Source organism: Ruegeria atlantica (assembly GCF_013032455.1).
Classification (GTDB): domain Bacteria; phylum Pseudomonadota; class Alphaproteobacteria; order Rhodobacterales; family Rhodobacteraceae; genus Ruegeria; species Ruegeria atlantica_B.
The window spans coordinates 31,369-57,184 of sequence record NZ_WQCF01000003.1 but is presented as its reverse complement, the minus strand read 5'-3'; the positions used below and the strand labels follow the sequence as shown (position 1 = coordinate 57,184).

25 protein-coding genes are annotated in these 25,816 nt (G+C 56.4%); 12 read left to right on the top strand and 13 right to left on the bottom strand.

From position 1 onward, the window contains the following. Window positions 1-12: 12 nt before the first annotated feature. Entirely contained in the window at window positions 13-240 is a 228-nt protein-coding gene (locus GOW93_RS07145) for a DUF1289 domain-containing protein (protein WP_170382636.1), read from the top strand. A gap of 272 nt (window positions 241-512) precedes the next feature. Here GOW93_RS07145 and GOW93_RS07140 read toward each other — a convergent pair whose 3' ends face one another. Genes GOW93_RS07140 through dusA form a run of 4 tightly spaced genes read right to left on the bottom strand, consistent with a single transcriptional unit; the run spans window position 513 to window position 3,914 of the window. After that, a complete protein-coding gene (locus GOW93_RS07140; protein WP_170382634.1) occupies window positions 513-1,241 on the bottom strand; it encodes an STAS/SEC14 domain-containing protein in 729 nt (242 codons plus the stop codon). A gap of 34 nt (window positions 1,242-1,275) precedes the next feature. Beyond that, complete coding sequence (locus GOW93_RS07135; RefSeq protein WP_170382632.1) at window positions 1,276-2,058, bottom strand: hypothetical protein; 783 nt, start codon at window positions 2,056-2,058, stop codon at window positions 1,276-1,278. Then, window positions 2,055-2,879, bottom strand: a complete 825-nt coding sequence (locus tag GOW93_RS07130) for a sulfite exporter TauE/SafE family protein (RefSeq protein ID WP_170382630.1) — start codon at window positions 2,877-2,879, stop codon at window positions 2,055-2,057. Before GOW93_RS07130 ends, GOW93_RS07135 begins: the two co-directional genes overlap by 4 nt. 39 nt (window positions 2,880-2,918) lie before the next feature. Continuing rightward, window positions 2,919-3,914, bottom strand: coding sequence for a tRNA dihydrouridine(20/20a) synthase DusA (gene dusA, locus GOW93_RS07125; RefSeq protein WP_438826184.1), 996 nt, complete (start codon window positions 3,912-3,914; stop codon window positions 2,919-2,921). Window positions 3,915-4,332: 418 nt separating this feature from the next. Here dusA and GOW93_RS07120 point away from each other — a divergent pair, with 418 nt between their 5' ends. The 5 genes from GOW93_RS07120 (at window position 4,333) to GOW93_RS07100 (ending at window position 8,686) form a co-directional block, all read left to right on the top strand. After that, complete coding sequence (locus tag GOW93_RS07120; protein ID WP_170382626.1) at window positions 4,333-5,424, top strand: ABC transporter ATP-binding protein; 1,092 nt, start codon at window positions 4,333-4,335, stop codon at window positions 5,422-5,424. Continuing rightward, on the top strand, window positions 5,424-6,353 hold the full coding sequence (locus GOW93_RS07115) for an ABC transporter permease (protein WP_170382624.1): 930 nt from the start codon (window positions 5,424-5,426) through the stop codon (window positions 6,351-6,353). Before GOW93_RS07120 ends, GOW93_RS07115 begins: the two co-directional genes overlap by 1 nt. 3 nt (window positions 6,354-6,356) lie before the next feature. Then, entirely contained in the window at window positions 6,357-7,166 is an 810-nt protein-coding gene (locus tag GOW93_RS07110) for an ABC transporter permease (RefSeq protein WP_170382622.1), read from the top strand. 19 nt (window positions 7,167-7,185) lie between these two features. Beyond that, window positions 7,186-8,223, top strand: coding sequence for an extracellular solute-binding protein (locus GOW93_RS07105; RefSeq protein WP_170382620.1), 1,038 nt, complete (start codon window positions 7,186-7,188; stop codon window positions 8,221-8,223). 100 nt (window positions 8,224-8,323) lie between these two features. Next, a complete protein-coding gene (locus GOW93_RS07100) occupies window positions 8,324-8,686 on the top strand; it encodes a cupin domain-containing protein (protein WP_170382618.1) in 363 nt (120 codons plus the stop codon). Window positions 8,687-8,703: 17 nt separating this feature from the next. Here GOW93_RS07100 and GOW93_RS07095 read toward each other — a convergent pair whose 3' ends face one another. The 8 genes from GOW93_RS07095 to GOW93_RS07060 all read right to left on the bottom strand — a co-directional run bounded on the left by GOW93_RS07095 (window position 8,704) and on the right by GOW93_RS07060 (window position 16,159). After that, a complete protein-coding gene (locus tag GOW93_RS07095) occupies window positions 8,704-8,964 on the bottom strand; it encodes a CBU_0592 family membrane protein (RefSeq protein WP_170382616.1) in 261 nt (86 codons plus the stop codon). A 6-nt stretch (window positions 8,965-8,970) separates the two neighbouring features. Continuing rightward, on the bottom strand, window positions 8,971-10,119 hold the full coding sequence (gene argE, locus GOW93_RS07090) for an acetylornithine deacetylase (RefSeq protein WP_170382614.1): 1,149 nt from the start codon (window positions 10,117-10,119) through the stop codon (window positions 8,971-8,973). A 125-nt stretch (window positions 10,120-10,244) separates the two neighbouring features. Then, entirely contained in the window at window positions 10,245-11,183 is a 939-nt protein-coding gene (locus tag GOW93_RS07085; RefSeq protein ID WP_170382612.1) for a LysR substrate-binding domain-containing protein, read from the bottom strand. Between the two features lie 25 nt (window positions 11,184-11,208). Further along, window positions 11,209-12,705 (bottom strand): aldehyde dehydrogenase, encoded by a 1,497-nt coding sequence (locus GOW93_RS07080; RefSeq protein WP_170382610.1) that lies wholly within the window; start codon window positions 12,703-12,705, stop codon window positions 11,209-11,211. A gap of 15 nt (window positions 12,706-12,720) precedes the next feature. Continuing rightward, window positions 12,721-13,395, bottom strand: coding sequence for a DUF1028 domain-containing protein (locus tag GOW93_RS07075; RefSeq protein WP_170382608.1), 675 nt, complete (start codon window positions 13,393-13,395; stop codon window positions 12,721-12,723). A gap of 84 nt (window positions 13,396-13,479) precedes the next feature. Then, a complete protein-coding gene (locus GOW93_RS07070) occupies window positions 13,480-13,896 on the bottom strand; it encodes a RidA family protein (protein ID WP_170382607.1) in 417 nt (138 codons plus the stop codon). Between the two features lie 17 nt (window positions 13,897-13,913). Further along, the gene (locus GOW93_RS07065; RefSeq protein WP_170382605.1) at window positions 13,914-15,194 is read right to left on the bottom strand and encodes a flavin-containing monooxygenase; all 1,281 of its coding nucleotides are present in this window, start codon (window positions 15,192-15,194) and stop codon (window positions 13,914-13,916) included. A gap of 149 nt (window positions 15,195-15,343) precedes the next feature. Then, window positions 15,344-16,159, bottom strand: a complete 816-nt coding sequence (locus GOW93_RS07060; RefSeq protein WP_170382603.1) for a helix-turn-helix transcriptional regulator — start codon at window positions 16,157-16,159, stop codon at window positions 15,344-15,346. Between the two features lie 158 nt (window positions 16,160-16,317). Here GOW93_RS07060 and GOW93_RS07055 point away from each other — a divergent pair, with 158 nt between their 5' ends. Further along, on the top strand, window positions 16,318-18,387 hold the full coding sequence (locus GOW93_RS07055) for an FAD-dependent oxidoreductase (protein WP_170382601.1): 2,070 nt from the start codon (window positions 16,318-16,320) through the stop codon (window positions 18,385-18,387). A gap of 125 nt (window positions 18,388-18,512) precedes the next feature. Here GOW93_RS07055 and GOW93_RS07050 read toward each other — a convergent pair whose 3' ends face one another. Then, window positions 18,513-19,433: a LysR family transcriptional regulator gene (locus tag GOW93_RS07050; RefSeq protein WP_170382599.1), complete on the bottom strand. Its 921-nt coding sequence runs from the start codon at window positions 19,431-19,433 to the stop codon at window positions 18,513-18,515. Window positions 19,434-19,565: 132 nt separating this feature from the next. Between GOW93_RS07050 and GOW93_RS07045 the strand changes: the two genes are divergently transcribed. The 5 genes from GOW93_RS07045 to GOW93_RS07025 all read left to right on the top strand — a co-directional run bounded on the left by GOW93_RS07045 (window position 19,566) and on the right by GOW93_RS07025 (window position 25,738). Beyond that, complete coding sequence (locus tag GOW93_RS07045) at window positions 19,566-20,723, top strand: aromatic ring-hydroxylating oxygenase subunit alpha (RefSeq protein ID WP_170382597.1); 1,158 nt, start codon at window positions 19,566-19,568, stop codon at window positions 20,721-20,723. Window positions 20,724-21,008: 285 nt separating this feature from the next. After that, a complete protein-coding gene (locus tag GOW93_RS07040) occupies window positions 21,009-22,328 on the top strand; it encodes a glutamine synthetase family protein (protein ID WP_170382595.1) in 1,320 nt (439 codons plus the stop codon). Window positions 22,329-22,386: 58 nt separating this feature from the next. Beyond that, window positions 22,387-23,067 (top strand): type 1 glutamine amidotransferase, encoded by a 681-nt coding sequence (locus GOW93_RS07035; RefSeq protein WP_170382593.1) that lies wholly within the window; start codon window positions 22,387-22,389, stop codon window positions 23,065-23,067. After that, a complete protein-coding gene (locus GOW93_RS07030) occupies window positions 23,067-24,425 on the top strand; it encodes a glutamine synthetase family protein (RefSeq protein ID WP_170382592.1) in 1,359 nt (452 codons plus the stop codon). Before GOW93_RS07035 ends, GOW93_RS07030 begins: the two co-directional genes overlap by 1 nt. 8 nt (window positions 24,426-24,433) lie before the next feature. Next, window positions 24,434-25,738 (top strand): NAD(P)/FAD-dependent oxidoreductase, encoded by a 1,305-nt coding sequence (locus GOW93_RS07025; RefSeq protein WP_170382590.1) that lies wholly within the window; start codon window positions 24,434-24,436, stop codon window positions 25,736-25,738. The last annotated feature ends 78 nt before the right edge of the window (window positions 25,739-25,816 follow it).

The following is a 25,816-nucleotide window of genomic DNA, read 5'->3' as shown; positions in this document are numbered from 1 at the left end:
CGGAGTACGTCGATGACAAACATGGTTTGGAAAAGGAATGAGGTCGAAAGCCCTTGTGTCCAGATCTGTGTCGTTCATCCGACCGAACGCATCTGCACCGGCTGCTACCGTACAATTGATGAGATTTCGCGCTGGTCCAAAATGGACAGCAATGAGCGTGCCGAAATCATGGAAAGCCTCCCCTCGCGGGCGCCACAGCTGTCAAAACGGCGGGGCGGTCGCGCTGCACGCATGAAATAGGTACAAAGCATTTCTGTGAAGGTGCCCCATACTGAGCCGTCGCCGCTGCAGGTCGGTCAGAACTTCGAGGGGTAAGTTCAAAAACCTGTTGTGAGTGAGTGGTAACCCACAGCGGCGTGCTTCAGCTTGTACCCTCAAGAAGTGGTCAATCTGAAGGGTACGCGCTGGGTATCCCTTTTTGGGTCAACGGATCAAGAAGTACGAAGGCATTACGCAGCGTAACCTCACGTAAAGGTAAGGCGCTGTTATTGAAAGCAAGCAATCTCGGCGGCCTAACCAGCTGAAAGCCAAGATTTGGCGTTTTCGATTTCCTCAGATGCAAAGAATTGAGTTCTTGCACCCAGAATATGACTGGCCACACGCTGTGCCATATGTTGCCAGGCTTTATCCCCTACGATCGCCGCACGATCCAGCAACCCGACGTGCTTTCGAACCAGCTGAAAATGGGACGCCAGGGCCGTCAGCCCCTGCCATCCGTCAAATTCTCTGAGGTCAACGAGAAGACGGAAGCCATCCTTTCCAACCAACAGATTGTCCAGATCCAGCTCGGCACGCCCATATTCCTCGGGGTCCAATTTTCCCAACAAACTGATCTGAACACAGGAACCACCCAGATCCATGACGTGGATGGCGCCCAGTGACTCGCGCATCCAACGGCGCGCGGCTTCCAGTTCGGAAAGTTCAAAGACCTGAACGGGGCAAGGAAGAATCGGAGCAGCCAATCGGGCACTGGTCTGAACCCAGCCCTGATCCGCAGCCACAGCGATACGATCAAACCCACGCCAATGGCTAAGGCCCAGCTTCGTATCAGCCCAGGCCGCACCCAATTCATACCCCTTAAACTCGGGTTGCACGACGACCAGCAGACGCACTGTGTCATGATCTGACAACGCTGCTTCGATAGCCGGAACCAATACCTCGCTGTAGTCGGTAGCGGTCACCTCCCCGGACAGCTCGACCTCGATTAATGCGCCTTCGGAATTGGTGTGGACCGTAATCATAAAAATTCCTCCAAACCTAAATAATGGCAAGAGGTTAGTCAGATTCGATCCATTCGGCTACTCCCCCGGAAAATTCAGGGCGGAAATAGACAATCATTCGGCCATCCGGTCCGGCGGAAGCGCCGTCGCCCCATGGTGCGACACCATGCAGGCAGTGGCGATGAAGCAGATAAGCCTCTCCCGGCTTGGCCGGCAGTTCGATGCGCGGACAGGTGTCAAAAACCTCGCGACGCGCGGCTTGATAGATGTCAGTGATGTCCACCTTGTGCAGACGGTCCCTTGGGTAGCCGTTCAAAGCCCGCTCAAACGCAGCACGCAGGATTTTGTGGCTACCTTCCCACAGCACCATCGGTGCGGCGTTCGCACTGGCATCAGTCAAGGGAATTCCAAGTATCCACGCGTGCGGCTCATCTACCCGCCGTCGGCGATCCGGCCCCATCGGCCTCAGCCCGTCCACATGAGCACCGTCTCTTTTAAGCCGATACCGCGCCGCACTTTCGCTTTCCCCCCGTCGAGGGCGCGGGTAATCGGGATAGATGACCGAGACTTGCCCTTTGTGCAGAGGCAGCTCTCCGTACTGGGCAGAGATGTAATCCATGGCCTGTCCGGACAGTGGACCCGAGCACCCCACCCTACCCTTTGGATCGTTTTCCAAGGCATCCACACCAATGAACCACGTCCCCTCGCAATCCAACCATTGGGCATGAGCCGGATCGGTGACCGAGGCACGGGCCGCGGGAAAAGCGTGCCCTACCCATTCCGCCAATACCGGATCATAGGGGAACTTGATCCACCCTTTCTCTAGAAAGTCGCTCACAAACCCAGCGCCTTGCGCAGCATGTTCAGGGCCACCAGCGTCAGGAAAACTGCAAACACGCGTTTCAGCGGTTTGGGGTCCATGGCATGGGCCAGCTTCACCCCCCAGGGTGCGGTGATCATCGTCATTGCTACAACGATGGCGAAGGCCACCAGATTAACCGCGCCGATGGTTAGCGGCGGGCGGTGCTCCGGCGCAATGTCCAGAAACAAAAAGCCCAGCACCGACGGAACCGCGATGATCACACCGAAACCAGCAGCGGTCGCAACCGCCCGATGGATGGGAGTATTGAACAGGCTCATCAACGGAACGCCGAAACTGCCGCCCCCGATGCCCATCAGCACCGACAGAAACCCCACTGAAGGAGAAAGAACCGCGCGACGGACCCCTCTGGGCATGGCATCGCCCAATCTCCATTCAGACTTGCCGAGCCCCAGATAGGCCCCGATGACCATACCCAATATGCCAAACAATGCCTGCAATGCTTCGGTCCGCAACGCTGAGGCGACCATCACGCCGACAATTGCGCCAATGGCGATGCCGGGACCCCAACCGCGCAGGATATCCCAATCAACAGCACCTTTCTTGTTATGTGCCAGAACAGACCGGATCGAGGTCACAATGATAGTCGCCAGTGAAGTCGCCAGACACAGCTGCATCAGCTGCGGACCACCATAGCCAAGCGTTTGGAATGCGTAGAAAAAGGCGGGGACAAGAACGATGCCACCTCCAACCCCCAGCAACCCGGCCAGTACACCGGCCAGCGCCCCGATCACAAGCAAAAGGCCCAGCATCTGGGCCAGCAACATCGTCTCGGGCATCTTTCCCCCATACCGGCGCTCGGCCGTACTTTAGTTCATTCAGACCTCAGCCAAAGGCGCCACTCCCTCCAGCGCCTGCAGCATTACTTCGGGACCTGCGCCCTCATGCACAGCACCTTCGGACAAAACCCGTCGCCACGCTCGCGCGCCAGGGCGACCGGCGAACAAGCCCAGCATATGACGCGTAATCTGGTGCAAGCGGCCACCGGCGGCAAGGTGAGCCTCGACATAGGGCACCATCTTGTGAACAACTTCAATCGGGTCGGCGGCCTTCCCGGTTCCAAATATCAGCGGGTCAGCCTCGGCCAGAATATCTGTCGGTTGGTGATAGGCCGCGCGCCCGATCATCACACCGTCAAGCCCAGCATCAAGATGGGTGCGCGCCTGCTCCAGTGACGTAATCCCACCATTGATCGAAATATGCAGATCAGGAAACGCGCCCTTCATCCGATGAACCAGATCATAGTCCAAGGGCGGAATATCCCGGTTTTCTTTTGGACTGAGGCCCTTAAGCCATGCTTTGCGCGCGTGGATCGTTACGCGTGCGCACCCCGCGGCACGGATGTGTTCCAGAAACGCAGGCAGCACCTCTTCGGGGTCTTGATCATCTACACCAATACGGCATTTCACGGTTACTTCGACGTCAACCGCATCACGCATTGCGGACACACATTCGGCAACGCGGCCCGGTTCTTTCATCAACACCGCCCCAAAGGTACCCGATTGCACCCGATCCGAAGGGCAGCCGCAGTTCAAGTTGATCTCATCATACCCCGCGTCTGAACCAAACCGCGCCGCCTGCGCCAGTTCCTGCGGATCAGACCCGCCCAACTGCAGCGCAACAGGATGCTCTTCGGGACTGAAGTCCAGAAGATGCATCGCACCACCACGCACCAATGCAGGCGCCGTTACCATCTCGGTATATAAAAGGGTCTGACCACTCAGCAGCCGGTGAACATACCGGCAATGTCGATCCGTCCAGTCCATCATGGGTGCCACGCTTAAACGCGCTGCTTTTTGTGCGTTATTTTTCAAAGCGTTCGCTCCAAGTACCTAAATGTGCGGCACGGCATGATCCTTTGGGTTTCCTGCCGCGCGGCCAAGAGGGTTCGATTCGAGTGTGCTACGGTTTATCACATCCGAGGGACGCGAACAGTGCGTGAATACAGAGGCGTCTTATACCCGGCACCCATAACATTTTTCGTAATACAATTTCGGGAATTCCGCGCCCACACTCAGCTTGGCGCAACATCCAAAACGTAAATGAAACATCTAAAGTGTAGATTTTCTTTGCATGAGGAAATTCGTCGCCAAACGCTTATTCCATTGTTTTAAAACAACAATATAAAATGATTAGGCTAATCCTAATATTTGATGAGGAAGTCAATTCTTAAGACGACCGCACGGCCCGTATATACCCGGCGGTGACTTCGCGGCGCTTAGGGAGGCGAGTTTGGCCGATACAGAACAAATCGCGATTGACGTGCAGGATGCGGTTAAACGCTATGGTGACTTCACCGCACTAAAAAAGATCTCTCTGTCAATCATGGACAATGAGTTCTTCACGCTGCTGGGCCCGTCCGGTTGCGGAAAGACAACTTTGTTGCGCATGATCGCCGGGTTCGAAGATGTGACAGAAGGCGCAATCTTCCTCTTCGGTGATGAGATCGAGAACCTGCCGCCGAACAAACGCCCGGTGAATACAGTTTTCCAGAACTACGCCCTGTTTCCGCATATGACCATTCTCGAAAATGTGGCGTTCGGGCTGGAAATGCGTGGGACATCGAAACCCGAGGCGCTTAAAAAAGCAGGCGAGATGCTGGAACTGGTGCAACTCAGCCAGTTCTCGGCACGCAAACCAAGCCAACTTTCGGGTGGACAGCAACAGCGTGTGGCATTGGCCCGCGCGTTGGCGCCACAGCCGAAGGTTCTGCTTTTGGACGAGCCTCTTTCAGCGCTAGATCTGAAGCTGCGCAAGGCAATGCAACTAGAACTCAAGCAGTTGCAGCGCGAAACCGGGATCACCTTCATCTTCGTCACCCACGATCAGGAAGAGGCGCTGACCATGTCCGACCGTATCGCGGTGATGTCGGCGGGTGAAATGCAGCAGCTTGGAACGCCAACCGACATTTACGAGCGCCCGCACAATATGTTCGTGGCCGATTTCATCGGTGAGACCAACTTATTGGAAGTCTCGGTCGACGGCATCGAAAACGGTCGCGCAACGTGCCACCTTGGAGGCGGGCACGAGTTGACCTGCAACGCAGTCGACGGAATAGGCGTTGGGTCCAAGGTCCATATGTCGATCCGGCCAGAACGCCTGTATATGTCCTCGGAACCTGTTGAATCCGAAGGGTTGCACGGGCGGGTCAAAGACAACATCTTTGTCGGCACCGACATCACCACCATTGTGCATCTGGATGAGGGGCCGGATTTTATCGTCCGCACCTCGAACTCGGACCGTGGCAATAAGCGCATCTTTGAACCGGGCACAGAGATGTTCGTCAATATGGAGCTGGGGGCCGCGCGCCTCCTAGCAGACTGATGGCGGCGGGTGCGGCAAGCGGCGGCAGCGCAACGACCGATACCTACAAAGAAGCTCGCACGTGGTTACTTTTACCCGCTTGGGTCACGCTGGCCATTCTGGTGCTGGCACCGGTGATCATGATGCTGATCTACTCTTTCCTGACGAAAGAGTTCCGTGGCGGCGTGATTTGGGAGTTCTCTCTGGCAGCTTACGATCAGTTCTTCTTTGATCGTGGCTTGTTCGGGGATGAACCGCCCAAGATTGAATGGACCTACATCACGATCTTTTGGCGCTCGATCTGGCAGGCCGCTGCAGCAACGCTCCTTAGCTTGGTGATCGGGTTTCCAACGGCCTATTTCATCGCGACCCGGTCAGAAAACATGCGCCCTGTCTGGGTGTTCCTGATCACCATCCCCTATTGGGTCAACCTGCTGATCCGCACCGTATCGATGAAGTTCCTGCTGCGGGATCAGGGGCCACTGAACGATTTTCTGATGAATATCGGTCTGATCGACAGCCCCCTGCACATCGTGAACACAAATTTCGCGGTACAACTGGGCCTGTTCTATTCCTACCTGCCCTTCATGGTTCTGCCGATCTATGCAGCGGTGGAACGCTACAACTTCGCCCTCTCCGAAGCGGCGGCTGACCTCTACGCCTCGAAGTGGACGACATTGCGGCGGGTCCTGTTGCCGGCGGTCAAGCCGGGCGTGTTTGCGGGCTGTATTCTGGTCTTCGTTCCTTCGATGGGGTCGTTCCTTGCGCCGGACCTGTTGGGTGGGGCCAAGAACTTCATGATCGGCTCGCTGATTGAAGAACAGTTCAAGGGCAATGCCGGCAACTGGCCGTTTGGCGCGGCGGCGTCGATGATCCTGCTGAGCATGGTGCTGATCATTCTGATGTTCTCGGCACGGCAGCAGGCCAAAGCCGACAAGGCGGGGGGGTGACCGATGGCAAGCAAGCAATTCGACATCAAGTCCTACACCGGCTTTAAGGGGATCACCCTGCTGTGCCTGGTCATCCTCTATGCGCCACTGATCGTGGTGACGATCTACAGCTTCAACGCCTCGCAATCGCTAACCAACTGGGAGGGCGTGTCCCTGCGCTGGTATGCGGATGTGTTTACCGGCCCGGAAAGCGGCAAGTTCAAAACGGCGGCCAAGAACAGCTTTGTCATCGCAATCATCGCTGCGACCACGGCGACCGCAATCGCCACACTGGCGGCGACGGGCATGGTGCGCGGGGGCAAGTTCCGCTTTCGCACGCTGTCCTTCGGGCTGATCAGCCTGCCGCTGATGGTGCCCGAGATCGTTCTGGCTGTTGCGACCCTGATCTTCTTTAACTCGGTCGGGTTCGAACGCGGGCTTCTGACGATCCTGTTGGCCCATATCGCGTTCTGTATCCCCTTCGCCTACCTGCCAATTTCGGCACGGATGCAAGGGATTGAAGATAGCTATGAACAGGCCGCGCTGGACCTCTATGCCACGAAACGGCAGGCGTTCACCAAGATCCTGCTACCTTTGATGATGCCCGGCATCATCTCGGGCTTCCTGCTGGCTTTCATTGTCAGCCTAGACGACTTCATCATCACCAATTTCGTCAAAGGCGCAGGTGTTGAGACCTTGCCAACCGCGATCTTTGGCTCGGTCAAGCAGGGGATCAAACCGAATATTATGGCGATTTCGACCATGCTGCTGAGTGTGTCCATCATCATGGTCACGATCAGTTATTTCGTCAGCAAGTCTGACAACACAAAATAGCCAACAGATGGAGAAACACATGAAACATATGATGAAAAGCGGCGTCGCTGCACTTGCCCTGACCATCGGTGCCAATGCCGCTGCAGCCGAAGGTGATCTGGTTCTGTACCACTGGTTCGAATACATACCGCAGGAACTGCTGGATAAATTCACCGAAGAAACCGGCATCAACGTGACTATGGACACTTACGACTCGAACGAGGCGATGCTGGCATCCCTCAAGGCGGGCGGCATCGGCACCTATGATGTTTCCGTACCCGGTGACTACATGGTTTCGATTATGGCGGGTGAAGGCATGCTGGACACGATTGCCGACGGTGAACTGAAGAACAAAGGCAACATCTCCGCGGAATGGGCTGACCCAAGTTTCGATCCCGGCCGCCAGTCCTCGATTCCGTATCAGTGGGGATCAACCAGCTTTGCCGTCAACCGCGACAACTATGATGGTGACATTCAGACCACGGACATCCTGTTCAACCCACCAGCCGAATTGCAGGGCCGCATCAACATGCTGGACAGCCAGGGCGAAGTGATGGCCATGGCTGCGCTGCATATGGGCATCCCGCAGTGCTCGACCGATCGCGAACAACTGAAGGCGCTGAATGCCATGCTGCAAGAGGCCAAACAGCATTGGGCTTCGTTCAACTCGGACACCGCCAAAGAGGTGCTGGTTTCGGGCGACGCGGCCGTTGGTCAGATCTATGATGGGTTCGCCGCCAAGGCACGCGAAGAAGGTGCCAATGTGGAGTACGCCTATCCGACGCAGGGCTATATCGCGTGGATGGATAACGTTGTTCTTCTGAAAGATGCGCCCAACCGTGAAAACGCGCTGATCTTCATGGATTTCCTTTTGGAGCCTGAAAACATCGCCGCCGTGACCAACTTTGCACAATACAATGCAGGTATTAACGGCGTGGAAAGCTTCTTGGACCCGGCGCTGGCTGCCCAGCCTGAAAAGAACCCTCACGCGGATGCAGGCCCCGGTGTCTTTATCGAGGTCTGCTCGGAAGAAGTTCAATCGGTTTACGATCAAATCTGGACCAATTTGAAGAAATGATCCTAATCTTCTGAGCGGCAGCTCTCCGCGTCAGTATCACCTGTCTCGGGGGGCTGTTTTCATTCATGGCCGCAGTGGCCGAATGGAAGGAGACTGTACAATGCAAAAGCCAATTCGCCTGCTAGCTGACGGCAACCCCGAGACCGGCTTTGGTCCATCTTCACTGGTGGCGGAAAATGATTTCACCACCGATGACAAGACCGAAACCATCAGCAGTTTTTTCGAAAGCCGCGATGAGAAAATATCGGTCGGTGTCTGGGAATGCGCCCCTTGCCGCGAGGTGATCGAAGCTTATCCGGTGGATGAGATGATGACGGTGCTTTCGGGTTCACTCACCCTGACTGACGCGGACGGCTCGGCGCAGACATTCACGGGTGGTGACACGTTTTTCATTGCCAAAGGCACGCCTTGCACCTGGGAAATCACCCAGACTCTGCGCAAGTTCTATATGATTGCAGCATGACTGGCACGCGGTGCGGGCTATTTCGCGCCGCGTAGATTTCTGAACACTGCCAAGGTGGCAATGCCCAGAAACATAACCTCCATCACGATGGCGCCCGGATTGGGGCGATAGATCAGGGATAGCATAACCAGCGATCCCCCTGCGATGTTCCACGCATTGAACGCGATCTTGTCCGCAGGAAGGATATTGCGGGTCGCCAGATAGTAGACGCAGATGATGATCGCCGAACCCAGAATGCCGAGGCCATCAACGAAAGTTAGGTCTTGAAGCAGATTCATAATCGGTCAGTTGCTGATGTCATCGAGGATACGGTCCATCATCGCATCACAGGCGCTGATTTGTCCGATTTCCAAGTATTCATCCGGCTTATGGCCCTGCCCCTCCATCGATCCCGGTCCGCAGACGACTGTGGGGATACCCAATTCGCTAAAGAACCCGGCCTCGGTGCCAAAGGCAACCTTGGTGGTTGCGTTGCTCTGCGCCAGTTTCTGTGCATAGCCGATCACTGCATCGGTTTCAGCGACATTAAGGCCGGGATATGCGTTATATTGTTCAACCTCGACACGCGTTTCTGCACAAATGTCTTGATACCTCGCGCCTACCCTGCCCGCCGCATCCTGTATCTGGCGCAGGATGTCCCTACCGTGATCCGACGCAAGATGGCGGTACTCAAAGGTCAGCTCAGCCCGGTCTGGCACGATGTTCAACGCCTTGCCGCCCGACATTATTCCCACATGGAAGGTTGTATACGGCACCGAGTAAGCCGGGTCGCTGTTTCCGCTTTCGGCATAGGTTTTCTGCAGGTGCCGTAGTTTTCCAACAAAATCGGTAGCCAGATGCAGTGCGTTGACGAATTTCGGAGCCAACGCGGAATGTCCGCTTTGCCCATGGCAAACCGCCCGCAACGCGGCCTTGCCCTTGTGCCCGATAGCCACCTGCATTTCGGTGGGCTCGCCCACGAAACAGGCCCGAGGTTGTCCAAGCATTGGGGCCAATCGGTCCAGCATGTGCTGAATTCCGACACAACCTACCTCTTCGTCATAGGAGAGAGCGATCTTAAGCGGCTCACGCAAACGCGCAGCGGCTGCCCGATCGGCCAACGCCATCACAGAGGCCACATACCCTTTCATATCGGTCGTACCGCGCCCGTAAACACGATTGCCTTCACGGGTTAGACGAAACGGGTCTTTAGTCCAGCTTTGACCTTCAACCGGTACAACATCGGTGTGAGCGGACAGCAGCACCCCGTCACCATCAGGTCCCTTTTCCGCGAATAATCCGGTCTTTTCCCCGCCAGGATCAGTGATGCGGTGAACGGCGAAACCGCGTGCTTCCAAAAACTCCTCGACATAGCCCGCCAAGTCCAGATTGGAGTTCTTGCTGACGGTATCAAAACCAACCAGCTTTTCCAGAATATCCAGAGTTTCTGTCATTCGAATTGAGCCTGCTTTACCGCTTAGTCGAGTGCGCATCCACGCTTGGCAACCAGCCTACACGACATACGAAAAACATAAATCCGAGAATGGCGAAGCACAGGTTAGGAGAAGCCGAAGCCGCCTTAATCTTGCGCCTCAGCATATAACCCGGGCAACGTGCCCGACGTCACCGCTTGTTCGCAGTGCTCGACAAAAGCCTTCTTTGTGTTTGTTTCATTTTCACTCCGCGCGCTGAGCAGGCCCAGCTTCATCGGCCTGAGATCACCCGCCAACGGCACAAAAATCAGTTTCTTACCATCGGGCGATAACGCGTTGATAGGCCGAATATTCGCAATTGAAAACCCGAACCCATTGGCGACCAGCGAACGCATAACTGACATATCCGCCGTTCGTTCTGCGATATTCGGCTTGATGTTTGCTTCGCGGAAGAACGACAGGAAGTACTCGCCGCTAAATGGCAGGTCCAACAACACCATCGGATTGTCCTGAAGATCTGAGATCGCAAGCTCGGACCGATCAGCCAGCGGATGATCCTGCCCCAAAACGACGTAAGGTGGCAGCGCGTGCAGAGGCCGAAAGTTGAGGTCCGCAGGAATATCCAGGTCATAGGTTAAGGCGATATCCAGCTCTGCACGCCGCAGTTGGCTGAAGATTTCAGCCTGGTTGAGTTCCCTTTGTTCAATACGTACTTCAGGATAGATGTCCTCGAACTCTCGCCGCAGCCCCGGCAAGATAATCTGTGCAAAGGTCACAAGACACCCGACAGAAAGTACACCCTGAACCTTGCCGGTGATTTCCCCTGCAAGCGTGGCCAACAACTCGGCCTCACGCAGCACGAACTCGGTACGTTCCATGAATTTGTGCCCGGCTTTGGTCAGTGACAAGCCACGAGCATGTTCACGTACAAAGAGGCTGACACCAAACTCGACCTCAAGCTGGGTGATCGCCGCCGAGATTGACGGAGAAGAGACGTTCAGCTTATCGCTGGCGGCAGCGATGCTGCCAGCCTTTCCGACGGCCACAAAATACTCAAGCTGCCGCAGCGTGTATCTGAAAGGCAAAGGCGCATCTCCGCTTGGTCGTGGATCAAGCCTTGTACTTAATCCACGTGGTCTTCAAAGCAGTATACTTTTCAAGCGAGTGCAATGACAAATCGCGCCCAAAGCCTGACTGTTTCATGCCGCCAAACGGAGTCTGGGCTGATAGCGCATCCACAGTGTTAACCGAAACGGTTCCGACCATCAGCTTGTCCGAAACCCGACATGCACGGGACAGGTTGTCAGTCCAGACCGACGCAGCGAGCCCGTAGATCGAGTCGTTCGCCATACGCACCGCCTCCTCTTCGGTGTCGAAGGGAATAACCGACAGCACAGGGCCAAAGATCTCGTCTCGCGCCAAGGGGTTGTCGTGCGTCACGTCGTCAAAAATGGTCGGTTGAACAAAGCAACCCTTGCCGTCCACGGTAACGCGTTCACCGCCGGTCACCAGATTGGCTGACTTCTTGCCCGCTTCGACAAAGCGCATGATGCCCTGCGTCTGCTTCTCATCGACAATGGCCCCCATCTTCGAGGCCGGATCCAGCGGATCGCCCGGTTGGGTCCCTTGCGCGCGGGCGATCAGTTTTTCAACAAACGCATCTTTGATCGAACGCTCCACATACAGCCGCGAATTGGCCGAACAGACCTCGCCCTGATTGAAGAAAATGCCGAAAGCGGCCATGTCGGCGGCGGCATCCAGATCTTCGCAATCGGCAAAGACCAGATTGGGGCTTTTGCCGCCGGTTTCCGGCCAGACCTGTTTCAGGTTGGACTGCCCGGAATACTGCATGAACATCTTGCCAATGGCGGTCGAGCCCGTGAACGCCAGACAATCCACGTCCATGTGCAAACCCAATGCCTGACCAGCGGTAGCGCCGAAGCCCGGTACAACGTTGAAAACACCGTCCGGGACACCAGCCTCAGCCGCTAGTTCCGCCAAACGCAAAGCCGACAAGGGTGACTGTTCCGCCGGCTTCAAAACGACCGAGTTTCCAGCGGCCAAGGCAGCCGCCGCTTTCCAGGTTGCCATGTCCAACGGGAAGTTCCACGGCGTGACCGCACCGACGACACCCAAGGGCACGCGGCTGACCAGCGCCAGATCTCCAGGGCCGGTCGGGGCGACCTCGTCATACACCTTGTCGATAGCCTCGGCATACCATTGGAAGAAATGTGCCGAACCCGGCGCGTCGATGGTGACGGCATCCGTCACCAGTTTGCCCATGTCCAAACTGTCCAACAGCGCCATTTCTTCGAGGTTATCGCGGATCAGATCAGCCAGTTTCAGCATCACCGCCTTGCGATCCCCCGGCGCCATGCGCGACCAGCGGCCACCTTCGAACGCGGCACGACCTGCGGCGACGGCGCGGTTGATGTCTTCCTCATCGCATTCCGAAACCGGGGTCAGAACCGCTCCGGTGGCAGGGTTGATACTGTCAAAAGTCTTGCCCGATACTGCATCGACGAACTTGCCATCAATAAAAGCCTGACCGCGAAACGACAGACCCGCAGCACGGCTTTTCCAGTCATCGTGTGAATAGTCCAACATATTGTCTCTCCCTGATTATTCGTCGCCGGGAACGCCGTAGGATGGTGCCTCGCGCGGGTCGAGCGCGCGCTGGATATAAGCGTCCAGTTGGGGTTTATAGACGTCCCAGGCGGTTGCGATGGCCTCGATGGGGCAGTCCTCGGTCCAGTCGCAACGCAGATCGGCAACCGGCCAGCTTACCTTGTCTACGATCTTCATACCGGCCGAATGCACCGGCCCTGCCTCGCCGCCTGCGGCCAGACCGGCCCGCATCGCGGCAATCAGCCGGTCACCAATATGGCCCGAGGCGGACAGAAACCCGTCGACGATAGCTTGCGGGATACCTTCATTGTCCAGAAGGTTGCCGCCCGAGGCGACATTCTCGGCCTGCGCCTGCGTCCAGATACCCAAAGAGTTGGGACCGGAATGGATTGCCGTTCGACCGGCGGTATCCACCGCCAGAACCTGCCGGTATTCGATGAACTTCGCGCGGGCCTTCATCCCTTCAATGGCCTCAGGCGCGGTATTGCCCTGCTCCATCAGGTCCAACGTCAGCGGCCCTAGGCTTGGGTCAGTCACGTTTTGCGAGGCGACGGCCCCTACCCCGGCACGTGCAAACGAGCAGCGCGCAGCCACGGCGGGCGATGAGGATGAAATCGCCAGACCGAACATGCCGGTATCAGCGCAACGAGCAACCAAGGAAAATGTCATTCGGGCCTCCTTAAAGACAAAGACCGGGTCGCGCGGGGTGAGAGCGTTTTAGCGCGACCCGGTTTCCAGAAATGATCGGCAAGATCAGTCGGGAATGACAGCGGTGCCATCAATTTCGACCAGCCACTCAGGTCGCGCCAGCGCCTGAACAACCAACCCTGTCGAGACCGGATGCACACCTTTGATGTATTCGCCCATGGTGCGATAAACAGCCTCGCGGTGGCGAACGTCGGTGATGTAGACGACTACCTTGACCAGATGCTCCATCGAGCCACCGGACTCCTCGATCAACTGCTTGATATTTTGCATCACCTTGTGAGTCTGCTCGACCGGATCATGGCTGTCGATGTTGACTGCATCATCCAGATTTTGCGGGCACTGGCCACGCAGATAGACTGTTTTACCGCCTTGCGTGACAACGGCCTGACACAGATCGTTGTCGAGATTTTGCTCGGGGTAAGTTTCCTTGGTGTTGAATTTGCGAATGCGTGTATGCGCCATATTGGGGCCCCGTTTGATTATTCTGCAGCAGCTGAGGAAACGATGGCAGCATTGCCATCATAGTCGGCATATGCCCGCTGAATCGCGATCTGGTCAGCGATGTATTTTGCATCGTGCCACACGCCCCACAGGAAGGTCGAACCACGCCGCGATTGCCAAGGTAGCCCAAGGAAATACACATCCGGTTCAACCGAGACACCGCGCTGATGGATCGGCGCACCTTTTGCGTCGAACGCATCCGCTTTGATCCAACTGAAATCTTGCCGGAAACCCGTGGCCCAGATGATCGTGGTGATGCCTTCTTTGGCAAAATCGACCGAGGCCAGAGGGTTTGTCAGGCTGTCGGGGTCGGCAAATACCTCTCGCGCGCCGGGTTCTGCGGGTAGGTCGATTCCGGTGCGCTCGACATATGCGTCCGCCAAATCCAGCATCTCATGATAGTTGACATCACCTGCAGCCACGTTGCGCTGCAGATCATCGGCAAAGCTGAGGACACCATTTTCAAAGCTTTTGGTCATTCCGACAAGCGTGACGCCCTCATTGCCGAGACGGCGGAAATCCATTGTGTGGCCGCCATAGGCCCCGCTGACCGAGATGGTCACATGCTCGGTCCCCGGTTTCATTGCGGCCATATCCCACAGGCCAAGAACACCCAACCACCAGACAAAGTCGCGGCCACGGTAGCGCCGCGGCGGGCGATCATGCGGACCCACGGACAGAAACACCTTGCGGCCAGCGCGGTTCAGCTCATCCGCTATTTGCGCACCGGATGACCCGGCGCCCACCACCATGACGGCCCCATCGGCCAATTGATCAGGGTTCTTGTAGTAGAATGAGTGGATTTGATCGACGCCCGTAGTCTCCGGCACGATCGGAGGAATAACCGGGTGCTGGAAAGCTCCTGTCGCCGCCACAATGCGTTTGGCATGGATTTCACCTGCCGTTGTTTGAACGAGGAACCCGCCTTCTTTCGGCAGACGTTCGGCCCTGAGCGCCTCAACCCCTTCACGGATCGGGGCTTTTACCATCTCGGCATATTCCACCAGATACTCGGCCACGCGGTCTTTCGACACGAAAGCATCCGGGTCATCGCCATTGAACAGCAGGCTTGGAAAACGGTCATGCCAGGCTGGACCATTAGCAACCAGAGCATCCCAGCGACCAGTTCGCCAAGCTTCGGCAGTCCGGTTCTTTTCAAGAATAATGTGGGGGACCTTGTTGTTTCCCAGGTGTTCACTCAGCGCGATGCCGGCCTGTCCACCGCCAACGACCAGCGTGTCGGTTCTTTCAATGGGCATGTATCGGTTTCCTTTTTTGCGTCCTGATCAGACCTGAAAGGCCATAGAATGCGGCGTCGTGCTGTACCGCTCCAGCACGCCCTGCGCGTTTCGCATGCAAGTTCCCACAAGTTGGAAACTGGTGAAATAATTGTCTGACTTACCCCTAATTAGGCTTTGGCTAATCCCTGCACTGTCCCTTGCTGGGACAGGTGTGGCGCGATCAGGTAGTAAAGCTCACCCTGTGAAGATATCTGGCATTTCTTATAAAGCTGCTTGCGAATAACCTTCACAGTCTGCGGGCTGATCCCAAGCGTAAGGCCGATGGAAACCGACGAATGGCCCTGCAAAATCAAGATTGCGATCTCGGCCTGCCTGTTGCTTAGGCTGATGCCCAGTTCAGCGGTCAATCGCTGCCGCAACTGATCAACCCCGTTTGCCGACGCATCCTGGCCGCGCGAACTGATCCCTGCCCAATTCTGCCTGACCAGCGCATTAATAATTGGGGCCAAGTGTGTGGCCTTTTTCAGATCGCGCGACGAAAACTTTGATCCGGTTGTAGCATCACGCCCAATGCAAACCGTCATTGAGACGTTCTGCGATGGCCACGAGAAAAACGCGACCTCATCAGCCAGCGTGGTGCGTTGGTAGTACGACTTATAGTATTCATTGCGCTGAAACTGATCGGGCGCGATTTCAGCCAAACGATACATGCCTTCCGCCGCTCGTTTGGTGTGTAGGGCATAAAAAGGGTCCAGCAGATAAGCTCCGGTCACATAATGGCTGTTCATACGTTCGAACACACGCTGTTCGGCGGAGTCGGCCAGAAAGACCTCTGGTTGCTGCGCGTCGAAAAACGCGAGAATTGTCACGTTGTCGAAGTGCAGTGAGGCCTTGAGCCATAGGTGAAGCCGCGGCACGAACCCGGGCGATCCAATTGCCTTGATGGTATCGGCCAAAAGGGCGGGTTCAGAAATCTGCTTCATGGCCTCATACCTCCCTGGGGGTATATACCCCTAACAATACAATAATTACTAATAATGACCAGTATAGAGGGGTACATGCAGCCTGAAAACCTCTCTGACGCTCAGACACGCGGCCGCGAACAGGTCGAAACTGCCAGAGATTCAAGGGAGGTCCAGCCATGCGCGACCCACGCTATGACATTCTGTTCGAACCGATGAAAATCGGCCCTCATACTGCCAAGAACCGGTTCTACCAGGTGCCTCATTGCAACGGTGGCGGATATCGTGACCCTTCGGCAGCGGCCGCAATGCGGGGCATCAAGGCTGAAGGCGGATGGGGAGTTATCTTCACCGAGCAATGTGAGATGCACCACACCTCGGAAATCACACCGTTTATCGAACTGCGCCTATGGGAAGACAAGGACATCCCACAGTTGCGCAAGATGTCAGAAAGAATGAAGACGCACGGCGCTCTGGCAGGGATTCAGCTGGCCTATTCCGGGATAAATGGCCCGAACCTCTACACCAAGGAAGTGCCGCTAGCCCCCTCGGCATTGCCCATCCGGACCTTTACCAACGATCCGGTGCAGGCGCGGGCGCTGGACAAGCAGGATATCAAGGACTTACGTCGCTGGTTTGTGAACGCTGCAAAACGGTCGAAAGAGGCAGGCTTTGACCTGATCTGTCTCTATGGTGCGCATGGGTTCGGCATCTTCCAGCATTTCCTAAGCCGTGCCACCAACCAGCGCAGCGACGAATATGGCGGTTCACTGGAAAACCGCGCCCGGTTCAGCCAGGAAGTCATCGCCGATATGCGCGATGCTGTCGGCGACAAAATCGCTATCACATTGCGGGTTAGCCTAGATGAATCCATCGGCGAGCTGGGCTTCTCGAACGCCGAGGTGCGCGACTATATCGAGATGAACAAAGACCTGCCGGACCTTTGGGACCTCGCGCAGGGCACTTGGGAGGATTGCTCGGGGCCGTCGCGCTTTAAGGAAGAAGCAGCACAGGAACAGTTGGTGCGCGGCATCCACGAGTTGACTGATAAACCGATTGTCGGAGTTGGGCGGTTCACGTCGCCCGATGTCATGGCCAAGATGGTCAAGTCCGGAACGCTTGACTTCATCGGCTGCGCCCGTCCCTCCATCGCTGACCCGTTCTTGCCGAAGAAGATCGAGGAAGGCCGAATCGAGGACATTCGGGAGTGCATCGGCTGCAACATCTGCATCACTGGTGACATGACCATGTCGATCAGCCGCTGCACTCAGAACCCGACCTTCATGGAAGAATGGCGCAAAGGCTGGCACCCCGAAAAGATGAACGAGAAAGGCGACAGTTCTAACGTGCTGATCGTTGGGTCGGGACCAGCGGGGCTGGAAGCGGCCTGGGCGCTGTGTCGGCGCGGCTATGATGTGGCGGTGGCCGAGGCGCGCGACGTGATCGGCGGGCGCGTCACACGCGAGCGCCAACTGCCGGGCCTGTCGGCTTGGGGGCGCGTCGTAGACTATCGGGATTATCAGCTAAGCCAGCGCCCGAATGTCGAAATCTATCGCGAAAGCGAACTGGACGCCGACAGCATCCTTGAGTTCGGTTTTGAAAACGTGTGCATCGCCACAGGATCGACTTGGCGCCGCGACGGCGTGGCCCGTCAGCACGTGGTTCCAATTCCGATCGCCGATGGCGCAAAGGTCTATACCCCTGACGACTTGATGGATGGAACCATTCCGTCTGGCCGTGTCGTGGTGTATGATGACGACCACTATTACATGGGCGGCGTACTGGCCGAGCTGCTGGCAAAAAACGGTGCACAGGTAACGCTGGTCACGCCCTCGGCCTATGTCAGTGACTGGACGAATAACACACTTGAACAGATCGCGATCCACCCGAGGCTGGTAGAAGCCGGGGTCGAGATTGTACTCAATCAGGGTGTTACTGAAATCCACGCCGATCATGTTGTATCGAACTGCGTCTACACTGACCGAACCTGGAAGATCGAAGCAGATGCGGTCGTGATGGTTGCATCGCGGTTGGAAAACAACGCCGTGTTTAACGCTTTGAAGGCGAAAGAGGCGGAATGGGCTGACGCCGGAATCAAGTCTGTCAAACTGATTGGGGACGCCAACGCACCCGGCCCCATTGCTTGGGCGACATATGCCGGTCACCGCTATGCGCGCGAATTGGACGGCGAAGACATCGGTGACGCTTTGCCATTCCGTCGGGAAATCACCGAACTGGCGGCGGATTAACTCCTTTTAAAACGGATGAAGGCGGCAAAGGCAATTCTCCGCCGCCTTTAACGTCTCTTCTCTTACAGACCTGCCAATCCTGACTTGCATCACGATACAGGGGGCTGGCGAAATCGACCCTTTGACTATTCTGTGTGTTCATCGGGGAGACTGCCGAAATGCTTCTGCGCTAATGTTAGAAATCTGCTGATAAACTTGCCCGCACGATCTTCGTGATAGGCCAGCACAATGCTCAAAGGTCGAAGTTGCTCAACCAAAGTTAGGATTTTGACAGTGCCGCCGCTATACGTCGTCTCTGCCTTCGGCACCATTATCAAAAAAGAAAACCCGAAGCCTTCGGATACGGCGCTACGGACTGTCTCCAGCGAATTCGAGGCATAAGATATGTCTGGATAGAGGGCTGCCTCAGCCAGCAGTTCTTCGAAATATGCACGACTGCCGGGTCCGTCGAACATGACGTACGGAAGACCCTGCAGGTCGGATAACCGAACACTGTCTTTCTGCGCCAGAGGATGGTTCGACGAAACGATCACTCTTGGCTGCAGCGAGGTCAGTTTCACGACCTTCATACCATTCAGTGACAAACCCCTGTCGTATGTTAGCGCGAGATCGATTTCGCCATCTCGAAGCGCATCACCAAGCGCCGCCAGCCCGTATTCTTTTTGAAACACGCTGACGTTTGGAAAGCTACGCTGGTAGTCACCAATAAGGGTCGGCAGAAAAAAAGGCGCAAGGGTCTGAAACGCGCCCAGACGTAACTCTCCAGCCGTTTCCGAAACCAGAGCTTTTGCCTGAATCTCGACACGCTCAGCCTGTGCTTCAAGGTCCAGAACGTGCCGCAGAAAAATGCGCCCCTGTAGCGTCAGCGTCAAACCGCGTGCATGGTGGCGGTCGAACAAGATCAGACCGGTCACGTCCTCAAGTTTTTGTATCGCCTGCGCCACGGATGGCTGCGAGATATTCAAGACCCGCGCTGCCTGCGCAATTCCGCCACACTCGGCAACGGTTCGAAAATAGGTGCATTGGCGCAAAGTAAAGCGAACCATATTTTGCCTTTCTCGTTACGATACTTTTTAAGTTTTTATATTTCTCATTTTAAGCGCAACTTAAAAATACCCAAACAAGACCGGACGAATCTGTCTGCTGGTGGGTGTCACTGCACAATTGAGGAGCTACCCATGTCATTGGATCAGGCTGTAACCGAATTGCTAGATGCCGCGCATCGACCGATGGAAAATGCGGTGGCCATGCCGCCCTCTGTCTACACAAGCCAGGATTTTCTGCGTAGTGAGTTGGACCATGTCTTCAGCAAAGACTGGGTCTGTGTGGGACGGTCCAGTCGTCTGGCGAATGTTGGCGACTACATCTCGCTTGAAATAGCGGAACAACCCATCGTCGTACTTCGGGACAGGTCAGGAGAGTTGCGGGCCTTTTCAAATGTCTGCCTGCACCGCATGTCCACGATCGTTGAGGGCGAAGGAAACGCCCGCGTTCTAGTATGCCCCTATCACGCCTGGACTTACGATCTTGAGGGTAACCTGCGCGGCGCGCCATTCATGAAAGAGACCACAGGGTTTTGCAAAGAAAGCTACAAGCTCCCGAAGATTCGTTGTGAGGAATGGTTGGGGTGGATTTATGTGATCCTGAATCCGGACACTGCCCCTGTGAGCCAGCAGCTTTCAGAACTGGAGAGTATGATCTCGCAATACGGCATGGAGACCTATGTGGAGTGCTTCCGCGAAACCCATGTCTGGGACACGAACTGGAAGGTTCTGGCAGAGAATTTCATGGAAAGTTACCACCTGCCAGTTTGTCATGCAGATACGGTTGGTGGACACTCCAAACTGGAAGAGATGGATTGCCCGCCGGGGCTCAGACACTTCAACTATCATTGGATAACCAAAGAAGCGTCGCTGCCGATGGGCAACGCGCATCCGGACAACACCCGCCTTGAAGGTGACTGGCGCAAAACCACAGCCCTGCTGACGCTATACCCAAGCCACCTGATCACGCTGACGCCGGGATATTTCTGGTATCTTTCTCTGCATCCAAAAGGAACTGGGCAGGTTTCGATCATCTACGGCGGCGGCCTGTCCCCCGAGTTCATGGCCGATCCAAAGGCAGATGAGTATGTCGCCACGCTGAAGAAACTGCTGGACGATGTGAACGTCGAGGATCGCGGCTGTACCGAGAAAGTGTTCAAAGGTCTGAATTCAGGGACCGCACGACCCGGTCACCTGTCTTATCTTGAAAGGCCGATTTACGATTTCACACAGTATCTGGCCGAGAAAACAGCGGGTTTCAACCGCGTCTTCGGACCGGATTCTGCTCCGTAAACCGCAACCGGTTTAATATCTGCAGCTTGCCGCAATGGTCAAAACATTCAACTAGACCGCAGCCTTGGCCGTTGGTTGCGGTCATGATGAAAACATCAATGATCTGTCGGACCTTTATCGTCGACGGGGCACACGGTTTGCCAAAGCTTCCGGCTCGTTGCTGCACACCTCGCTTCGGCGCGAAAAGCTCAGTGCCGCTACCTTGCGCCAATAATTTGATCAAATTTAGTGACAAGACGCTCAGTCTCTATTACATCTCGGACAAGTCGAGAGATGGAGACCCTAATGGACCTGAGCGCCCTGCACAGTTTTCGCGTCGCTGCCTGTGACCTGAACGGTCAGATGCGTGGCAAGCGCGTGCCGCCCTCTTACGCCGACAAGCTGGCCAAAGGAACGGTGCGAATGCCGTTCTCTGCGTTGAACGTCGACTTGTGGGGCGCTGATATCGATGGCAGCCCTTTGGTCTTTGAATCGGGCGATGCGGACGGCATGCTGTTGCCCACGGATCGCGGGCCGGTTCCCATGCCCTGGCTGGCGGCTGATACAGCGCTGGTTCCGATGTGCCTGCATGACGATGCGGGTGTGCCCTTCGCCGGAGACCCACGGCATGCTCTAGCCAGCGTTCTTGATCGTTATGCTCAGCGTGGCTGGTCAGTAATTGCGGCGACCGAATTGGAATTCACTCTGCTGGATGCTTCTGGCCCGCAACCTCAGCCTCCGATCAACCCGATGACGGCGCGCCGACTGGCGGACGAAGCCGTTCTATCCATGGCAGAAATGGACGCTTTTGAAGCCTTCTTTACCGACCTCTACGACGGCTGCGCTGCGATGGGTATCCCCGCCCAAACAGCTATATCCGAAAGCGGGATTGGCCAGTTCGAGATCAACCTAAACCATCAGAGCGCTTTGCGCTGCGCCGATGATACGTGGCTTTTCAAGACCTTGACACGTGGGCTTGCGCGCAAACACGGGTTTACGGCCACGTTCATGTCCAAACCTTACGCCGAGGATGCTGGCAATGGGATGCATGTGCATTTCTCGGTTGTGGACCAGCAAGGTAAAAATGTGTTCGACAACGGGGGACCTGACGGCACTGATCTATTGCGCTGGGCTGTGGCTGGGTGTCTGGCCGCCATGCCAGGCTGCACGTTGATTTTTGCGCCTCACGGTAATTCCTACACCCGCCTGGTGCCCGGCGCGCACGCCCCCACCGGCGCAAGCTGGGCCTATGAAAACCGCACCGCTGCCCTGCGAATCCCCGGAGGGGCGCCTGCTGCACGCCGGATCGAACACCGAGTCGCAGGTGGCGATATCAACCCCTATCTTATGTTGGCTGCCGTCTTGGGCGCCGCACTGAACGGGATCGAGGACGAGACCGAGCCACCTGCCCCGATCTCTGGCAATGCCTACGAAATTGACGGGTTGCCGCAACTGGCGGGCGACTGGGCCTCTGCCATCGCGGCATTCGAAACCGACCCGCATGTGGCGCGCATCTTCCCCGCCGACCTGATCCGCTTTTTCGCCATGACCAAGCGGCAGGAAATCCGACGCTTTGGCGAACGCCCGCCCGAAGAGCACTGGCTCAGCTATCTCGAAGCGGTTTGACCCTCTTGCCCGGCCGGAATTGGTCGGCTAGAATAAATTTGATCAAATTTGGTGACCCATGAAAATCGGCATCCTACTGACCGGCCATCCACCTGAGGTTCTACAGGACCAATTCGAAGAATATGACGCGATGTTTCGCGTGCTACTGGATGGCAACGGCTTCACATATGAAACCTTTGCCGTTGTGGACGGCCAGTTCCCAAAGAACGAGCTGCAGGCTGACGGCTGGATCATTTCCGGATCGCGCCACGGAGCCTATGAGGATCATCCGTGGATACCGCCACTGGAAGATTTGATCCGCACGATTCAGAAAAGCGGCCGTCCCCTGATCGGCGTCTGCTTTGGCCACCAGATCATCGCGCAGGCACTAGGCGGCAAGGTCGAGAAATTCAACGGTGGTTGGGCTGTCGGGCGCACCGACTATGACTATGAGGGCCAGACCGTGACCCTGAACGCCTGGCATCAGGATCAGGTGGTTGCCCTGCCCGACAGCGCGCGGGTGTTGGGATCGAACGCGTTTTGCCAAAATGCCATGGTGGCGTATGGCGACACGATTTGGACGGTGCAGGCCCACCCTGAATATGGTGACGCCTTCATTCAGGGTTTGATGGATACGCGAGGAAAAGGCGTTGTGCCTGAAGCCTTAATGAAAGCTGCCGCCAATCGCCTTCCCGCCCCCGATGACAACCCAAAGATCGGGCAACTTATGGCGGATTTTTTGAAGAAAGAGAGGGCCTGATGGCCGACTGGAAAGACCAACTGCCACAGGCAGCCCGCACCTATATCGAAGACCAGAGATTGGATGAGGTCGAGTGTATAATCTCGGACCTGCCCGGAATTGCCCGCGGTAAGGCTGTTCCAGCGTCGAAATTCGCGCGCCAATCCTATTTCCACCTGCCTGACAGCATCTTTTACCAGACCATCACAGGTGACTGGGGCGAAGCCGCAGGTGAGGACGGGTTCATCGAACGGGACATGATCCTCAAACCCGATTTCTCGACGACCTCCGCCGCACCATGGACCGGCGATTGGACGTTGCAGGTAATCCACGACGCTTATGACCGGGACGATAATCCGATCCCGTTCAGCCCAAGAAACGTCCTGAAACGCGTCGTTCAATTGTATCACGACAAGGGTTGGAAGCCCGTCGTCGCACCCGAAATGGAGTTCTATTTGGTCGCCCCGAACGTCGATCCGGCGCAGGGCATCAAGCCGATGATGGGCCGTTCGGGCCGCCCGGCAGCTGCACGCCAGGCCTATTCGATGACCGCAGTGGACGAGTTCGGTCCGGTGATAGACGACATCTATGACTTCGCCGAATATCAGGGGTTCGAAATCGACGGCATCACACAGGAAGGCGGCGCAGGTCAGCTGGAAATCAACCTGCGCCACGGCAACCCAGTAAAACTGGCGGACGAAGTGTTTTACTTCAAACGCCTGATCCGCGAGGCCGCCTTGCGCCACAACTGTTTCGCCACCTTCATGGCCAAACCGATCGAGGATGAGCCGGGCTCGGCCATGCACATTCACCACTCGGTCATAGATATTGAAACCGGGCAAAACATCTTCTCAGGGCCTCAAGGCGGTGAGACCGACGCGTTCTATCACTTTATCGCCGGGCTACAGAACCACCTGCCCGCCGGACTGGCCGTAATGGCGCCTTATGTGAACTCTTATCGTCGCTATGTGAAAGATCACGCTGCGCCAATCAATCTGGAGTGGGCACGCGACAACCGTACCACTGGCATCCGTGTACCTTTGTCCGGCCCCGAAGCACGCAGGGTCGAGAACCGTATCGCCGGGATGGACTGCAACCCCTACCTGGGCATCGCGCTGTCTCTGGCTTGCGGCTATCTGGGTTTGACCCAACAGGAACGCCCTCGCCGCCAGTTCTATGGCGACGCCTATGAAGGCGAAGGCGATATCCCGCAAGTGATGGGCGAAGCACTGGACCTGTTCGACGGCGCCACTGCCCTGCACGAGGTTCTGGGACCAGAGTTTGCCCGTGTTTACGGCATCGTCAAACGGGCAGAGTATGAGGAGTTCCTGCAGGTGATCTCTCCGTGGGAGCGTGAGCATCTGCTGATGAACGTCTGAGGCACACGATGAACCTGCTTTATTCCAATGATCGCAAAGCCGAATATCCGGCCAGTTGGTACGCGGCGACGGCCAATTCGATGGATAGGTTCCCGGCTCTGTCCGATAACACCAAAGCCGATGTTTGTGTTGTTGGGGCTGGCTATACCGGTCTATCCGCAGCCCTGCATCTGGCAGAAGCTGGCTTGGATGTTGTGCTGCTCGAGGCGCATCGCGTGGGATTTGGTGCCTCTGGTCGCAATGGAGGCCAATTGGGCAGCGCTCAACGCATGGATCAAGAGGATTTGGAGCGTCTGGTGGGTAATGATGACGCCTCCAAGCTTTGGGATTTGGCCGAGGACGCAAAAGATCTGGTCATATCCCTCATCGGGAAACATCAGATAGACTGTAACTTGAAGCCGGGTGTGGCCGTCTTAGGCTTAAGCACCAGAGAACAGGCAGAGCTACATAAGCACGCCGCACATTTGTCCGACCAATATGGATATCGCCAGATCGAGTGTCTGGATGAGGCAGCCGGGCATGCCTTGTGCCCTTCACCCGCTTATAAGGGCGGATATCTGGATATGGGCGCAGCGCATCTGCACCCGCTCAACTACGCTTTGGGGCTGGCACAAGCCGCAGCCAAAGCCGGGGTTCGCATTCACGAAAGCACCGAAGTCACTGGAATAGAGGAAGGCCGAACCGTCAAAGTGCATACGGCCGACGGAACAGTCAGTGCCAGCCACGTCATTCTGGCTTGCAACGGCTATCTGGGTAATCTGAACCGCAAAGTGGCGGCGCGGGTCATGCCCATCAACAACTTCATCGCTGCGACTGAGCCGCTTGGGGCCGAGACCACCCGTGTGCTTACCCGAGACGTCGCAGTTGCCGATACCAAATTTGTCATCAACTATTTCCGGCTTAGCTCCGATGGCCGTTTGCTGTTTGGTGGCGGTGAAAGCTACGGTTACCGCTTCCCCTCGGATATTGCCGCCAAGGTGCGCAAACCGATGACCGAGATTTTCCCCCATCTGCAGGATGTGAAGATCGATTATGCTTGGGGCGGCACGCTGGCCATCACCATGCGCCGGATGCCCTATCTGGCGCGGGTTGCGCCAAACATCCTGTCAGCCTCTGGCTATTCCGGCCACGGGGTCGGTACAGCCACCCATGCCGGTCAATTGATGGCTCTGGCGATCCAGGGACAGGCTGAAGGGTTCGACACCATGGCCCGCGTCCCCGCGCTGCCTTTCCCCGGCGGCCCTGCCCTGCGAAGTCCGCTGCTGGTGCTGGCGATGACATGGTTTGCGCTGCGGGACCGGCTGGGGATCTGACCCGCTAGAATTGCGACAGATTGGTGAAATTTCGCCCACCCGGCGATTGAGGGGTTTTATTGCTCAACGTTTAGCTTT

Bases quoted from the DNA above. Each gene is read 5' to 3' on its own strand.
- GOW93_RS07095 (WP_170382616.1), bottom strand. From the start codon at position 8,964: ATGAATCTGCTTCAAGACCTAACTTTCGTTGATGGCCTCGGCATTCTG.
- GOW93_RS07065 (WP_170382605.1), bottom strand. From the start codon at position 15,194: ATGCCCATTGAAAGAACCGACACGCTGGTCGTTGGCGGTGGACAGGCC.
- GOW93_RS07045 (WP_170382597.1), top strand. From the start codon at position 19,566: ATGTCATTGGATCAGGCTGTAACCGAATTGCTAGATGCCGCGCATCGA.
- GOW93_RS07140 (WP_170382634.1), bottom strand. From the start codon at position 1,241: ATGATTACGGTCCACACCAATTCCGAAGGCGCATTAATCGAGGTCGAG.
- GOW93_RS07080 (WP_170382610.1), bottom strand. From the start codon at position 12,705: ATGTTGGACTATTCACACGATGACTGGAAAAGCCGTGCTGCGGGTCTG.
- GOW93_RS07075 (WP_170382608.1), bottom strand. From the start codon at position 13,395: ATGACATTTTCCTTGGTTGCTCGTTGCGCTGATACCGGCATGTTCGGT.
- GOW93_RS07070 (WP_170382607.1), bottom strand. From the start codon at position 13,896: ATGGCGCATACACGCATTCGCAAATTCAACACCAAGGAAACTTACCCC.
- GOW93_RS07030 (WP_170382592.1), top strand. From the start codon at position 23,067: ATGGCCGACTGGAAAGACCAACTGCCACAGGCAGCCCGCACCTATATC.
- GOW93_RS07040 (WP_170382595.1), top strand. From the start codon at position 21,009: ATGGACCTGAGCGCCCTGCACAGTTTTCGCGTCGCTGCCTGTGACCTG.
- GOW93_RS07105 (WP_170382620.1), top strand. From the start codon at position 7,186: ATGAAACATATGATGAAAAGCGGCGTCGCTGCACTTGCCCTGACCATC.
- GOW93_RS07145 (WP_170382636.1), top strand. From the start codon at position 13: ATGACAAACATGGTTTGGAAAAGGAATGAGGTCGAAAGCCCTTGTGTC.
- argE (WP_170382614.1), bottom strand. From the start codon at position 10,119: ATGACAGAAACTCTGGATATTCTGGAAAAGCTGGTTGGTTTTGATACC.
- GOW93_RS07025 (WP_170382590.1), top strand. From the start codon at position 24,434: ATGAACCTGCTTTATTCCAATGATCGCAAAGCCGAATATCCGGCCAGT.
- GOW93_RS07115 (WP_170382624.1), top strand. From the start codon at position 5,424: ATGGCGGCGGGTGCGGCAAGCGGCGGCAGCGCAACGACCGATACCTAC.
- GOW93_RS07055 (WP_170382601.1), top strand. From the start codon at position 16,318: ATGCGCGACCCACGCTATGACATTCTGTTCGAACCGATGAAAATCGGC.
- GOW93_RS07100 (WP_170382618.1), top strand. From the start codon at position 8,324: ATGCAAAAGCCAATTCGCCTGCTAGCTGACGGCAACCCCGAGACCGGC.
- GOW93_RS07110 (WP_170382622.1), top strand. From the start codon at position 6,357: ATGGCAAGCAAGCAATTCGACATCAAGTCCTACACCGGCTTTAAGGGG.
- GOW93_RS07035 (WP_170382593.1), top strand. From the start codon at position 22,387: ATGAAAATCGGCATCCTACTGACCGGCCATCCACCTGAGGTTCTACAG.
- GOW93_RS07050 (WP_170382599.1), bottom strand. From the start codon at position 19,433: ATGGTTCGCTTTACTTTGCGCCAATGCACCTATTTTCGAACCGTTGCC.
- GOW93_RS07130 (WP_170382630.1), bottom strand. From the start codon at position 2,879: ATGCCCGAGACGATGTTGCTGGCCCAGATGCTGGGCCTTTTGCTTGTG.
- GOW93_RS07060 (WP_170382603.1), bottom strand. From the start codon at position 16,159: ATGAAGCAGATTTCTGAACCCGCCCTTTTGGCCGATACCATCAAGGCA.